At 70.0% G+C, this 13,995-nt stretch carries 8 protein-coding genes; 1 reads left to right on the top strand and 7 read right to left on the bottom strand.

The window, feature by feature from the left end:
- Positions 1-2: 2 nt before the first annotated feature.
- Positions 3-698 (bottom strand): ComF family protein, encoded by a 696-nt coding sequence (locus ASG29_RS10420; RefSeq protein WP_235532866.1) that lies wholly within the window; start codon positions 696-698, stop codon positions 3-5.
- Positions 699-767: 69 nt separating this feature from the next.
- Between ASG29_RS10420 and ASG29_RS10415 the strand changes: the two genes are divergently transcribed.
- Entirely contained in the window at positions 768-1,601 is an 834-nt protein-coding gene (locus tag ASG29_RS10415; RefSeq protein WP_055983473.1) for a class I SAM-dependent methyltransferase, read from the top strand.
- On the opposite strand, the gene ASG29_RS10410 is transcribed toward ASG29_RS10415, so the two are convergent.
- The 6 genes from ASG29_RS10410 to ASG29_RS10385 form a co-directional block, all read right to left on the bottom strand.
- Positions 1,598-1,987 (bottom strand): response regulator, encoded by a 390-nt coding sequence (locus tag ASG29_RS10410; protein ID WP_055985439.1) that lies wholly within the window; start codon positions 1,985-1,987, stop codon positions 1,598-1,600. The genes ASG29_RS10415 and ASG29_RS10410 overlap by 4 nt on opposite strands.
- Before the next feature lie 63 nt (positions 1,988-2,050).
- Positions 2,051-4,408 (bottom strand): ATP-binding protein, encoded by a 2,358-nt coding sequence (locus ASG29_RS10405; RefSeq protein WP_055983471.1) that lies wholly within the window; start codon positions 4,406-4,408, stop codon positions 2,051-2,053.
- 17 nt (positions 4,409-4,425) lie between these two features.
- Positions 4,426-5,727 carry an EAL domain-containing protein gene (locus ASG29_RS10400; RefSeq protein WP_235532865.1) on the bottom strand — a complete coding sequence of 434 codons (1,302 nt, stop codon included), beginning with the start codon at positions 5,725-5,727 and terminating at the stop codon, positions 4,426-4,428.
- A 294-nt stretch (positions 5,728-6,021) separates the two neighbouring features.
- Positions 6,022-7,485 carry a flavin-containing monooxygenase gene (locus ASG29_RS10395; RefSeq protein ID WP_055983469.1) on the bottom strand — a complete coding sequence of 488 codons (1,464 nt, stop codon included), beginning with the start codon at positions 7,483-7,485 and terminating at the stop codon, positions 6,022-6,024.
- Between the two features lie 57 nt (positions 7,486-7,542).
- On the bottom strand, positions 7,543-11,766 hold the full coding sequence (locus ASG29_RS10390) for a translocation/assembly module TamB domain-containing protein (RefSeq protein ID WP_055983467.1): 4,224 nt from the start codon (positions 11,764-11,766) through the stop codon (positions 7,543-7,545).
- On the bottom strand, positions 11,766-13,892 hold the full coding sequence (locus ASG29_RS10385) for an autotransporter assembly complex protein TamA (RefSeq protein WP_082515906.1): 2,127 nt from the start codon (positions 13,890-13,892) through the stop codon (positions 11,766-11,768). Before ASG29_RS10385 ends, ASG29_RS10390 begins: the two co-directional genes overlap by 1 nt.
- Between the last annotated feature and the right edge of the window lie 103 nt (positions 13,893-13,995).

Raw genomic sequence — 13,995 nt, 5'->3', positions numbered from 1 at the left:
AGTCAATCCGCGACGCCGTCGTCGAGGACGCGGGCCCATGCCAACACCGTGACGCTCGCCGCCTCCGCCGCCAACAAGGCGTCGACGCATCCCGCCGCGGTGGCGCCGCTGGTATAGACGTCGTCGACCAGCACGATCCGCCGGCCGCGCACCCGCGCGGGCGTTGCGCGGAACGCGCCTGCGAGCACGCGGCGGCGGTCCGCCCGCGCCACATCGCGCAGGCTTCGGGTCGGGCGGTGACGCACGATCGCGTGGGGATCGTCGGGTAGGTCGGCCAGGCGGCCCAGCGCCCGCGCCATCAACGCCGCCTGATTGTAGCCCCGCGACCACATGCGCCAGCGATGCAGCGGGACGGGCACGAGCAACGTGGCGTCGTCGGGCAGATGCCGCCGCATCAGCGTCGCCGCGGTCGTCGCCAATCCCATCCGCCCGCCGTATTTCAGCTTCAGCGCCACCGTGCGCGATACCGGGCCGTAGGCGACCGCCGCGCGTACGCCCGCAAGGACCGGCGGATGCGCCAGGCAGGCGTCGCACCGGACCGCATCGCCCGCATCGTGATCCAGCGGTACGTTGCATCCGTCGCACCACGGCGGGCCGATGAAGCGCAGCGCGGACCAGCAACCGGTGCAGAACCGGTCTGGCGCCGCGACCACGCCGCCGCACGACGGGCACCGCGGCGGCAGCACCAGGTCCATCATCGTTCTGCCCAGCGACGGCCACCGCATTCCCCGCTTGTCGCGCGCGGGCGCGACCGGCACAAGCCGCGGATGGCATCGCCCGACATATTCGATCGCGCCGCCCGCCGGCGCCAGCGCGACCGCGCGGCCATCCGCTTCGCCGACCACGATTTCCTGCGCGCCGCGATGCTGGACGGGATCGTCGACCGACTGGGCTTGGTGACGCGCGACTTCGCGGATGTCCTCGACCTCGGCTGTTTCGACGGCGCATTCGCGGCGGCGCCCGGCGCGCGCGTGGCGCGGGTCGATCCCGGCTTCGCGTTCGCGCGCGGCGTGGGCGGGATTCAGGCCGACGAGGACCGCCTGCCGTTCGCCGATTCGTCGTTCGACCTGGTGGTCGCGGCGGGGACGCTGGACCAGGTCGGCGACCTGCCCGGCGCGCTGACGCTGATCCGCCGTGCGCTCAGGCCCGACGGGCTTTTCCTGGGGGCGTTCACCGGCGGCGCGACGCTCGCCACGCTGCGCACGGTCCTGCGCGAGGCGGAGCCGGATCGCGCGGTGGCGCGATCGCATCCGCAGGTGGACGTGCGATCCGCGGGGGACCTGCTCGTCCGGGCGGGCTTCGCTTTGCCGGTGGCGGACGTGGAGACGCTGACGGTCCGGTATCGCGACATGGCGCGGTTGCTGGACGACCTGCGCCATGCGGGCGCGGCGAACGTGCTGACGGAGCGCCATGCGGTGTCGCGCGCGACGCTCGCCGCCGCCGCCGCGGGCTTCGCCGCGCGCGCTGACGCGGACGGACGGGTGTCGGAACGGTTCGACATCGTGTTCCTGACCGGCTGGGCACCCTCCCCCGACCAGCCGCGACCGGCCCGCCGCGGCAGCGCGACCGCGTCGCTGACCGACGCGCTCAAATCGCGCTAGATCAGGTCGTCGTCGCCGTCGCGGGCGAGCAGGCGTCCCATCGCCTCGAACAGCGCGTCCATCGCCACGGGCTTGAAGATCACGTCGTCCGCCCCCGCCTCGATGCAGCGTTCGCGCAGGTCCAGCGCGGTGTCGGCGGTCACGACGATGATCGGCAGCCGCGCCTTCGCATCGTTCCGAGCGCGGATGTGACGAATCGCGGTCATGCCGTCCATGCCGGGCATGCGCAGGTCGACGAGGAGCATGTCCAGATCGTCGTTCCGGTCAATCAGTTGCAGGCCGTCCTCGGCGCTCTCGGCCTCGACCATGCTCGCGCCGGCAACGTCCAGCATGTCGCGGACGACACGCCGGTTCATCCTGTCATCCTCGATGAAAAGGACTTTCATACGCTTCCGTCGCTCGGACGCGCCGCGCACGCCCCCCCTTGGTCATAGGCGTGCCTTATCACCCTAAGCCGCCTGCGGCACAAGCGGCGTGGCGCGTTCCATAACCTGCGTCACCAACTCTCTTTTACCGACGGGCCGTTCGATCAGGCGCGCGGACCCGCAGTCCGGCCAGTCGCCGCGCGTTCCGGCGGGGATCAGCACGCTGACGATCCCCGGCCCGGCCGCGTCGAGCAGGCGGCGCAGCGCCGCGCGCGGATCGCCGCCGAGCGAGCCGGCGACGACCAGAATACGGGCGGGCGTACGGTCCGCGATCGTGCGCATCGCTTCGATCGCGTCGCCCGCGAACACGACCGGATCCAGCGCGGCGAAGAGCGTGGCGAACATCGCGCGGGTGATCGGGTTGCGCTCCACCACCAGCAGCCCGGCGGGCGCCACGTCGGCCCCGGGCACGTCGGCCGGCAGCAGGGGCAGGTCGAGCAGGAACGTCGCTCCTTCCCCCGCGCGGCTCGCCACCGTCACGTCGCCGTCCATCGCGCGCGCCAGGTTGCGACAGATCGACAGGCCCAGACCGGTCCCGCCGAACTGACGGGTCGTTCCGGCGTCCGCCTGCCGGAACGATTCGAAAATGAGTTCGTGCGCCGGTTCCGCGATTCCGATGCCGGTGTCCGATACGGACAGTCGGATCCGGCCGTCGGTTTCCTCCAGCGTCAGGACGATGCCGCCGTCGGCAGTGAACTTCACCGCGTTCGACAACAGGTTGAAGACGATCTGCCGCAGCCGCGCCGCATCGCCCATCACCCATCGCGTCGCCATGTCGCACCGCGTTTCGAACGCGAGGCCCTTCGCCGACGCCTGATCGCGCCAGATCCGTGCGGCGTCGTCCACCGTCACGACGAGGTCGATCGGCACCCGTTCGACCGTCATCTTCCCCGTCTCGATCTTCGCCACGTCGAGGATGTCGTCGACCAGCGCGCGCATCGTCGTGCCGGCGCCGTGGACGACGGCGAGCCGATCGCGCGTCGCGGCGTCGAGCGCGGGGTCCGCGATCATCACCTGCGTCATGCCGAGGATGCCGTTCAGCGGGGTGCGTATCTCGTGACTGGTGGTGGCGAGGAACTCGGTCTTCGCCGCCAGCGCCTTCTCCAGCTTCCCGTTCGTCGTCGCCAGATCGGCGTTGGCCGCGCGGACGCGGTCGCGGCTGCGCCGGATCGTGAACAGGCCGACGGCCAGCAGCACGATCAGCAGCGCGGTGGCGATCGCGACGCCCGCGAATATCTGCAACTGCGTCCGCGCCGCCGCGCGCTCGAACGCCACGCGCCGCGCCAGGTCGGTCGCCTTCAACTTTGCGATGCGCAGTTCCTGGTTGGCATAGTCGAACCGCGCCGCCGCCAGCGCCGCCCCGGTCGAGCGGGCGATCTGCGTCGCCTGATCGTCCAGGCGCTTCAGCGCGGTCAAATGCCGGAGCGCGAGCGCGGCGGCGCCGTCGGCCAGATAGATGCGGTACGCCACCTCGTGCGCGTCGCGATCGGCGATGATGGTCCGCGACAGGTCGACGCCGTCGAAACGCTCGCCGATGAGGGCCGCGGCGCGGGCGACATGATCGCGACGGAGCGCGGCGTCCGCCGCGAAGGCGAGCAATTGCGGCCGGACCGCAACCGCCGCGCCGCCGTGCGCGATCGCAAGGCCGGTGCGGATGGCCTGCTCGGCCGAGGCCACATCCCCCCGGCTCAGTCGCTCGTTCGCGATGTTGCTCCATGCCTGCGCCTCGACCGCGGGCGCGCCCATCCTGACCGCGATCTTCAGCGCGGCGACGAACTCCCGCTCGGCATCCGGCCAGCGTCCGAGTGCATGCAACGCGGTGCCGCGACCGTAGTGGATGGCGACGAGCAGGCCCGGATCGACCGCATACGCATTCTGCGCCTGTCGGAAATACCGCAAGGCGGCCTCGTGATCGCGTCCCGCGTCGTACATCATCGCGATCAGGATCAGCGCCTTCGCCCGGCTGCGCCCCTGCTTCAGCGTCAGGAAGGCCTCATGCGCGCGCTGGAGCGTGGCGAGCGCGACGGTGATGCGACCGGCGTCGGTCAGCGCGCTGCCTTCCGACAGCAGAATGTCCGCCAGCAGCAACGACGTCCGGCCGCCTTCCGCAAGCCGGCGCGCCTCGATCAGCAGCGGCAGCGCCTCTTCCGTCCGGCCCAGGCGATTGAACGCCTCGCCGCGCAGCCACAAGACGGTCGCGCGTTGCGTCGGCGTCGGTGCCTGTCCCGCCGTCCGCAACGCCGCCTGCGCCTGCGCCGCCGCAGCGGCCGGGGCGACGAGCATGTTCTCTCGCGCGCGCGATATCGCCCGGTCGAAATCCGCGGCACTGGCGGTCGCGCCGGTAGCGGTCAGGGCGAAGAGAAGCGCCAGACCCGGCGCCATGCCGCGGCGAAGCGACCTCAGGCGCGTTTCCATGCGCTCGCCAGCCGGCTGAACGAGGCGCGCGTATCCATCGTCGCGCGGCGATTGCCGTCCTCGCCCAGGAACACGATCAGCGCGGGCAAGGGGACGGGACGGCTGATGAGGAAGCCCTGCACCATGTCGCATCCCATGACGGTCAGCAGCGCGAGCGCGGCGTGCGTCTCCACCCCCTCCGCCACCACTTCCATGTCCAGCGCGTGCGCAAGGTCGATCGTGGAACGGACGATCAGCGGGTCGCGGTTGGAACTGGTCAGCTGGGTGATGAAGAGCTTGTCGATCTTCAGTTCGCTGGCGGGCAGTTGCTTGAGATAGGCGAGGCTGGACAGGCCGGCGCCGTAATCGTCGATCGCGATTCGGATGCCGATGTCGGCGAAACGCTGAAGATGCGCGATGCCGCTGGCGGGATCGCGGATGACCGAGGTTTCGGTCACCTCGAACCCCAGTTTCGTGTCCGCTGCGGCGACCATGTCGCACGCGCGCCGCGCGAAGGCGGGATCGCCCAGCAGCTGACCCGATATGTTGATGAACACGCGCAGGTCGTAACCGGCCGCGCGCAGCGTTTCCTGATCGACGATGGCCTGCCGGATCGTCCACAGCGTCAGCCGGTCGATCAGGTTTCCCGCCTCCGCCGCGGGGATGAAGTCGCCCGGCGGGACGAGGCCGCGGACCGGATGGCGCCAGCGGATCAACGCCTCCGCGCTGTCGATCTCCTGCCGGCGCGCATGGACCTTGGGTTGATAGAACAGCACCAGCTCGTCGGCGTCGATCGCGCGGTCCAGATCGGCGATAAGCGCCGCCTCCGCGTCCGATTTCGCCGCCGCCGCGCGGGTCGCGATATCGTCGGCGACGCGAACCTCGACCAGCGCCGCCTCCGCCCGCTCCGCGAGGACCGCGTCGTCTTCGTCGATGGCGCCATGTGCCGTCCCGAAGATCAGCGCGACATGATGCACGCGCCCCGCGATCTCGAACGACGCGGCCATCGCCGCGCGGATGCTTCCCGGCAATGCCTCGACCGATTCGCGATCCGCCGTGGTTCCGTTCACTTCGACCAATGTCTGATCGATGATCGCAATTCGTGCGCCGGGCAGGACGCCGCGCAGCCGGGCCGCGATGTCCCGCATCAGGACGCGGACACCGCGCCGTCCCATGTCGCGCCGCAACGCGGCGAAACGGGGAATCTCGGCCAGGATATTGAACCGGCACCGCGCGCCCGAGGGCGGCGGGGTGTCGCAGGCGGGCGCGACGGCGACGTCGGCAGGGGCGGCCTGGTGGCTAATCACCTGTCCCGGCTACCGCAGAGGATTGAAGAAGGGATTAAGCCGCGCGATCGTTAAGGATGGTTAACGACGTTGAGGAATAGTAAAAAACCGGCTAACCATTCGAAGCACCCAAAAGGGCGCCAAAGAGGGAGAAGATCATGCTCGCGTACATCATCGCGCTGGTCAGTGGGCTCACTGTCAAGCCCTGGTAAGCGTAACCGTCGGTCCGGTCGCGGAAGCATCCGCGGGGTCGCCCGCGCGAAGAGCGCCATGACCGGACCGATATTACTTGCGTGATCGGGCAGTGATCCTGCCCTACGCGGCCCGCGCGCGCGCCGGTTGCGAAAATTCCATGCTGTCGTCGACCGAACCGAAGCGCAGGGCCATCACGTCCAGCGCATAATTTTGGTTCAGCCGCCAGGGCTTGCGATCCCCCTGCTTGGGCAGGATCGCCTCCGCACGCTCGATATAGCCCGAACTGAAGTTCGCGAACGGTTCCGGCGTCACGCCCGCCCGATCGACGCGCGGCGTCGCCTGACGCAATCCGCGTTTGCGCATGACGTTCAATAGCCGGCAGACATAGCCCGCCACGAGATCCGCCTTCAGCGTCCACGACGCATTGGTATAGCCGAAGGTGAAGGCCAGATTGGGCACGTCGGACAACATCATGCCCTTGTACTGAAGCGCCTGTCCCACCTGCACGACCGTGCCGTCCACGGACAATCGCGCGCCGCCCATCATCGTCAGCTTCAGCCCCGTCGCGGTCACAATGACGTCGGCGGGCAGCTCCTTGCCCGACGAGAGGCGGATACCGTCGCGCGTGAACGTCTCGATCGTGTCGGTCACCACGGATGCCTCGCCCGACCGGATGGCGGCGAACAGATCGGCGTCGGGAACGAGGCACAGACGCTGGTCCCACGGGTCGTAGCGCGGGGTGAAATGGGTCGCGACGTCATAGTCGGGGCCGAGCTGCTCGCGGACCATGCCGATCAGCCGGTCCTTCACCTTCCCGGGCTTCCGCCGTGCGAGGCGGTAGAAGAACATGCCGAACAACACGTTCTTCCACCGCGTGACGCCATAGGCGGTGCGCGCGGGCAGGCGGCTGCGCAGCCAGTTGGCGAACTTGTCGTGCGCAGGGCGCGTGACGACATAGGTGGGCGAACGCTGGAGCATCGTCACATGCGCCGCCTCGCGCGCCATTTCCGGCACCAGCGTGACCGCGGTCGCGCCGCTGCCGATGACGACGACGTTCCGGCCGGCGTAATCGAGGTCCTCCGGCCAGAATTGCGGGTGGACGATCCGACCCGAGAAGTCCGCCGCGCCGGGAAACGCGGGCGCATGGCCGGTGGCGTAATCGTAATAGCCGGAGCAGACGTAGAGGAAGTTGCACGTCATCTCGATCCGCGCGCCGTCGCGTTCGACCTCCAGCCGCCAGCAGGCGTCGGGGGTGGACCAGTCGGCGGCGATCATACGGTGGCCGAAGCGGATGTTGCGATCGATTCCCGCCTCGCGCGCGGTATCGCGGACGTAGTCGCGGATCGAGGGCCCGTCCGCGATCGCCTTCGCCTGCGTCCACGGGCGGAAGCTGTAGCCCAGGGTGTGCATGTCCGAATCGGAGCGGATGCCGGGATAGCGGAACAGGTCCCACGTCCCCCCGATGGCGTCGCGCGCCTCCAGGATCGTGTAGCTGCGGTCGGGGCAGCGGGCCTGAAGGTGCCACGCCGCGCCGATGCCCGAGAGGCCCGCCCCCACAACGATCACGTCGACATGTTCGGTCATGCAGCCATCCTCTCGGAACCAGTTGCTAACCGAAATGTAAGTACCGGGGAAGCCCGATCAGAAGTCCCGCGAATAGCGTAGCTGGACGTTGGAGCCGCCGAACGATCCGGCCTGCGACAGCACGCTGAGCGTGCGGGTCAGAGCGATCGTCAGCTGCGTCGCGGTGAAGCCGCGCGCGTCGGTGACGATCTCGACATAGATGTCGTCGGTCAGATACTTGCCCGCCGCCAGCGCCTGCCCGCGCCCGCTCGCCTCGTCCGCGCCCAGGATGCGCAGCCGGTCGAACCCGGTCGCGCTGCGCAGCTTGCCGAGCGGATTGAGCCCGCCGCCCGACCCGCGCAGGGAATTGAGCGCGCTGGCAAGCTGGATCGCCTCCGTCGCGGACAGGTTTTCCGGATTGGTGCCGAACAGCAGGCGGCTCAACACCTCGTCCTGCGGCAGCGCGGGCGTGGAGGTGAAGGCGATCTGCGGCTTCTGGCCGGTGCCGGTGATCGCGATATTGAACGTCACGCCGTCATTCACGGTCGTCGCGAGGATGTCGATATCGGGATCGGTCAGCACCGGGCCGGTGAAGCGGACGCGTCCGCGCTGGACCTCGAACCGCTTGCCCGCGAAGGAATAGGTGCCGCGCACGAGGTCCAGCCCGCCCGTCACCACCGGCGCCGCGGAGGTGCCGCCGACGCGCAGGTCCATCTCCCACTCGCTTTCCAGGCCCATGCCGGACACGAACAGCTGATTGTCCGCGCGCAGCCTGAGGTCGAGCTTGAACAGCCCGACCGCCGCGGGCTTCGGCCGGTCGGTCGGGCGCACGACGCGGATGTCGCTCTTGCGCCGGACGCCGGTCAGTTCGGGGACCTCGGCCGCGCCCTGGCGGATGATCTGGTAGCGGGCATTGGGCACGGTGATCGTGCCGCTGATGAGGCCGCCGTCGGCGCCGTTCCGGATGCGGACATCGCCCGTGGCGGTGGCGCCGAGCGCGTCGGACTTCGCCAGTTGCGCGTCGCGCATCGCGACGCGGATATCGATCGGGAAGCCCTGCGCCGCGGCGAGGCCGACGGTGCCCTGCGCGGTCACGCTGCCCCTGCCCGCGCGCGCCTGCACCTGCGTCAGTTCGAGGCGGTCGTTGTTGAACCGCGCCGCGACGCGCATGTCGGTCAGCCGCGTGCCGTAGGTTTCGTTGGTGTAGGTCAGCTTGTCGGCGCGGATCAGGCCGTTGATACGCGGTTGCTGCACCGTCCCGCCGAAGTCCGCCGCGACCGCGATCGGGCCCGACAATTGCTGCTGCGCCAGCCCGGCGAAGCTGAAGAGTACGCCGGACGGACCGTTGTAGCGGATGCCGCCCGACAAGGGTCCCTGCATCAGCCGCGTCGACCAGCCGCCGGCGCCCGCGGGGGTCAGGCGCGCGACCATGCGACCGACCGGAGTCGCGCCGCTCTTGACGAGCGCGCGCATCTCCCCAGCGGCGGCGTCGAGCCGGCCTTGCAGGACGATGTCGACCGGCTGCGAGACGGCGGCGAGGCTGGAGCGGGTGAAATTGGCGATGTTCACCTTCAGGTCCGCCTGCGGCATCGCCTGCCCCGCGGCCTGCACGTAATCGATGCTGCCCGTTGCGCTGCCGCCGATGCCGAGATCGGGGACGAAGGCGCCGAGCAACGACAGGTCCAGGCGGTCGAGCCGCGCCTGCGCGCTGGTGCCGGCGCGGCCGTAGCGACCTGCGAGGCGCATCGTGCCGCGATCGAAGTCGAGCCGCGTGGGCAGCAGGCGATAGCCGCCGTCCGCGACCTCGATCCGCGCGGACGTGGGGGTGCGGAAGTTCACGCCATTGGCCGCGCCTTGGACGGCCACTACATACAGCGATGGTGACAGCCGGCTGTTGATCGCGACGCGGAAGGGCACGCTGTTCGATCCGGTCAGCACCGCCTGCGCGGTGCCGCGGCCACCGGCGTAGTTCACCTTCGCGCGCGCCGACTGGATGACCGTCGGGCCGTAGCGCATGTCCGCGACCTGCACGTCCGCCACGACGCTGGGCGTGTCGTACAGCACGACGTTGGCGGCGATCAGCGCGCGGCCGATCGTGAAGTCGACCTGCCCCGGGATCGTGGCGGCGAAGGCGCGCGCGTTGACGGCCGCGCGCTGGTATCTACCCTGCGCGCCGAGGCCGATCGTGCCCGACAGCCCCTGCCCCGCGAAGCGCACGTCGCCCGCGAACGGACCGGCGGCGGTCTGCACCACGCGGCCCGCGAAATCGATGCCCGCGAAGATCACGCGGCGGATGTCGACCGCCAGTTGCGCGCCGGGACGCACCAGTACGTCGGCGGAGAAGGGCCCGTATTGCGTGCCGCCGGTGGCGTTCACCTGATAGGCGCCGCCGCGGCCCACGATGCGCGCGTCGAGATCGGCGAGGCCGACGCCGACGCCGGGGCGCGGCGCGCGCAGGCGCACGACGGGATTGGTGGTCGTGCCCTCCACCCGCGCGAACAGCGGGCCGTACTGGTTCGACACCGCATCGGCGTCGACCGCCAGCCGCCCGCTGGCCGGATCGAACCGGCCCTGCCCCCGCGTCACACGGAACAAGGGCGCGCGCAGGCGCAGGTCGCGGAAGGTGACGATCCCCTCGGGCGAATAGCCGAAGCGTGTGCTCATGACGGCATTGCCGCCCAGAAAGTCGCGCACGCCGGCGTTGAACAGCCGTTTCGTCTGGATCGCGACGCGACCGACGACGCCGAAACCGGTGGGTGTGGCGACGACGTCGGCGTTCGTGTTCAGATCGACGATGCCGACCGAATCGATGCGGAAGTCGTTCACCCGGCCCTGCAATGCGCCGGTGTAGCGCCCGGTCGCCATGTTGGCGGCGACCACCGCGGTGGCATCGATCGTGTCCGACCGGATGCGCAAATTGTCGGACACGATGTTGGGCATCGCTACCGCCAGATCCCCGTCGATCCGCGCATTGGTCGTGAGGCCGCCCAGGGCGGGATTCAGGCCGGTGATGCGACGCGCGCGGGCGTGGACGGGGACGATGATGCGGTCGGCGTTCACGCGGGCACGACCCTCCGCATACAGACCCTGCGCGGCCGTCTGCTGGAAGCCGAGCACGGCGGCGCGCAGCTTGTAGTCGACGGTCGGGGTCGCGAAGGCGCCGTTCAGGACCACGCGCGCCAGGACGTCACGACCGTTCAGTCCGGGCGCGATCGCGCCGGGCGTCAGCAATTGCGCATCGACCGCGAAATCGCCGAAGCGGCTGGCGGCGAAATCCAGCACGCCGCCCGCATCGACCGCGAGCGCGTCGGACGTCAGCTTGATCCGCGTGTCGGCGCGACGTTCGGCCAGGCGGGTATCGCTTTCGATCCTAAGGCCGGGCGCGGTCAGGCGCTCCACCGGCCCCTCCAGATACAGGCCGGGACGGGTCATCCCGTTGACGCGCACCCGGCCGTCCTGCGCCAATACGGTCAGGTCGGCCAGTTTGCCGCCGCCCAGCGTGGCGTCCAGCTTGCCGCGCCATTCGGCCCAGCTTCCCTGCCCCGTCAGCGTCGCGGTCAGCGGCGCCTTCAGGCCCGCGATCTGTGCGATGGCGCCGTTCGCGGGCGCCCGAACGCGCGCGTCGATCAGCAGCCTGTTGTCGTCCGGCACCGCGTCAAGCCGCACGCGCGCGACGTCGCCGCCCGCCACGCCGGGGCCGCGCAGCGCGACCGCGTCGACGGTCAGCTGCGCGCGGCGGTCCGCGATATGCGCCTCGCCGTCGATCTTCGCGACGTGGCGCGCGCCCGACACCGGCGGCTCCATGACGAAACGCGCGACCGACAGGCGGCCGATGTCGATGTCCAGATCGGGCAGGAGCGGGGCGTTCGGATCGACCGGCTCGGTCGAGGGGGTCAGTTCGGGATTGCGGCGCAGCGTGATGAGCGGGCTTTCCACCCGCCGCACGTCGATATGGTTGCTGGCATAGGCGAACGGGCGCCAGTCCACCGCCAGGCGCGGTGCCGTCAGGAACACGCCCTTCCGATCGCTGACGCGCACGTCGGTCAGGCGCATGGTGCCGTAGAGCGATCCGTCGATGCGTCCGACCTTGATATTCAGGCCCGACGCGGTGGTGTAGCCGCCGATCTGGTCCGCCACGAAGCGGCGGCCGGGATCGGTGTTCAGCCCGACGACGATGACCAGCAGCAGCGCGACGAGCGACAGGATCGCGACGCCCAGCCATTTCAGGACGCGTTGCCACAACGGGCGACGCTCCACGACGACGGTTTCCGGAGCGACGGTATCCACGGTCTCGTCCGACATCAGAACGCCTGTCCGATCGAGATGTACAAGGCGACCTTGCCGTCGCCCTCGCGGGGGTTGAGCGGCGTCGCGACGTCGACGCGCAGGGGGCCGAAGTTGGTATAGATGCGCCCGCCGATGCCCGCGCCGTAGCGCAGGTCCTTGCCGGTGGGGAAGCTGCCCTCATACGCATTGCCCGCGTCGAGGAACGGGACGATCCCGAAATCGCCGAAGCGGTAGCGCGCCTCGATCGCGAATTCGTTGATGCTCCGCCCGCCGACGGGGCGCAGGTCGGCAAGGTCGACGTTGCCGTCCTCGTCCGGGGTCAGCGCGTTCAAGGGTTCGACGGGGCCGAGCCGCTGGAAGCCGTAGCCGCGCACCGACCCGCCGCCGCCGCCATAATAGCGCCGCGACGGCGCCAGATCGTCGCGGTCGATGCCGAAGATGCCACCGGCGCGCACGCGCCCGGCGATCACCAGCCTGTCGCTGACCGGGAAATAGCCCGTCGCCTCCACCATCGTGCGCGCATAGGGACGTACACCCCCGCTGACCGACGTTTCGGGGCTTAGGTTCAGTTTCAGGCGATAGCCCTTCGTGGGATTGAGCAGACTGTCCGAGCGGTCGAACACCGCCTGCGCCGGCAAGGCGAAGATGCCGTAGGTCTGACGACGGCGTTCCTGTCGCGTGAAATCATACGCCTCTTCCGCCGTCCCGGTCAGTTCGAAGCCGTACGCGTAAGTGAATTTCTTCTGCCAGATCGGGGTCGAATCATAGGCGATCCGTCCCGCGATCGTGCCGGTATACGCGTTGAACGCGTCGTAGCTTTGATACAGGACGCCCGCGGTCAGGCTGACCGTCCGGTCGCGCTTGCCCGCGTTGGAGCGGCGGAAGGTGGCGCTGGCGCCGCGCTGCTGCGTGCCCGCGATCGCGGTGGCGATCAGCGCGCCTTCGGGCGAGAACAGGTTGCGGTGCGTGAACGCGCCCTCGACCTTCAGCCCCTCGCCCGTGCCGAACCCGCCCGATCCGGACAGGCTGCGCGCCGGTCCCTTCGTCTGGCGGACCAGCAGGTCGACCGCTTCCGTCCCGTCGGGCGCGACGCGGCCGGTGCGGACTGGCTCCACCGACACGGTGGAAAAGAGCGCCGTCGCCACCAGCGCCTCGCGCAGGTCGTCGGCGAGGCGGTTGTCGTACAGCTGCCCGGCCTCGAACCGCGGGAAGACGTTCAGGTGATCGAGCGCGAAGACCGGATCGCCCTCGGTCCGCAGCACCCCGAAGCTGCTGCGCGGCCCGGTGTCGACCGGCAGGGTATAGTCGCCCTTGTGCACCGCCTCGTCCAGCAGGATGTCGCGTTCTCCGACCTTGACGAAGGGATAGCCTTGCTGCGGCAGTTTCAGGCTGACGTTCGCCTCCGCGCCCTGGATCCGCGCCGCCTCGATCGGGTCGCCGACCTTCAGCGCCAGTTCGCGGCGGACGAGGTCGGGGGGCGTCGTCGCCTGCGTCGTGACGGTGATGCTGCCGAGCGTGTACAGCGGTCCGGGAGTGGCACTGACGATCGCGCGGATGCGGTTCTTCTCGGTGGGCACGTTCTCGATCGTGGAGATGGCGGTGCCGTCGTAATAGCCCAGCGACCGCATCAGCCGCAGCGCCAATCGCTCGTCCTCGCGCGCACGGGCCGAAATCTGCGTGGCGTTGTCCGCCTTGCCCCCGCCCTCGTTCAGCGCCGACAGCGACTTGAACTCGTCGTTCAGGCCCAGCGGGTCGAGCCCGCGGACATCGACGACGTAGCGGATGTCGGGCGCATCCTCGCCGGTCGCCGTATCCGCGACGGTCTGCAACGGGACGGTATCGAACGATCCCAGCGGCTCGAGCGGTTGCGCCAGCACGGGATCCGCGGCGGTGGGCGGGGGCAAGGCGCCCTCGACGATGGGGGCCTGCGCCGCCTGCGTCGTCGTGGCGGTCGCCGCCGGGGTCGCGGGGGGAGTGGCGACGGGTTCGAGCGGGGCGTCGATGTCGTCGACGATGGGGGGCAGCGCGGCGTCGAAGGCCGCATCCGGCACGATCGGCGTATCGCCCTGCGGATCGGTGACCGTGGGCGACGTCCGGGGCGCGTCCGGGCCGGTGGCGGGCGCCGTCCCCGGGGTCTGCATCTGGCCATGCGCCGGTACGGCGGCTAGCGCGGTCGCGAACAGCAGATGACGACGACGAAAACGAAAACCCAGCACGAACGCCCCTTTTGTTCGGGCTGCCGGT

This window comes from Sphingomonas sp. Leaf412, assembly GCF_001425405.1.
Taxonomy (GTDB): Bacteria; Pseudomonadota; Alphaproteobacteria; order Sphingomonadales; family Sphingomonadaceae; genus Sphingomonas.
This window is presented reverse-complemented; position numbering and strand designations above follow the sequence as displayed.

Excerpts from the sequence above, each read along its gene's own strand:
- ASG29_RS10420 (WP_235532866.1), bottom strand. The coding sequence starts at position 698 with ATGATGGACCTGGTGCTGCCGCCGCGGTGCCCGTCGTGCGGCGGCGTG.
- ASG29_RS10415 (WP_055983473.1), top strand. The coding sequence starts at position 768 with ATGGCATCGCCCGACATATTCGATCGCGCCGCCCGCCGGCGCCAGCGC.
- ASG29_RS10410 (WP_055985439.1), bottom strand. The coding sequence starts at position 1,987 with ATGAAAGTCCTTTTCATCGAGGATGACAGGATGAACCGGCGTGTCGTC.
- ASG29_RS10405 (WP_055983471.1), bottom strand. The coding sequence starts at position 4,408 with ATGGCGCCGGGTCTGGCGCTTCTCTTCGCCCTGACCGCTACCGGCGCG.
- ASG29_RS10395 (WP_055983469.1), bottom strand. The coding sequence starts at position 7,485 with ATGACCGAACATGTCGACGTGATCGTTGTGGGGGCGGGCCTCTCGGGC.
- ASG29_RS10390 (WP_055983467.1), bottom strand. The coding sequence starts at position 11,766 with ATGTCGGACGAGACCGTGGATACCGTCGCTCCGGAAACCGTCGTCGTG.
- ASG29_RS10385 (WP_082515906.1), bottom strand. The coding sequence starts at position 13,892 with ATGCAGACCCCGGGGACGGCGCCCGCCACCGGCCCGGACGCGCCCCGG.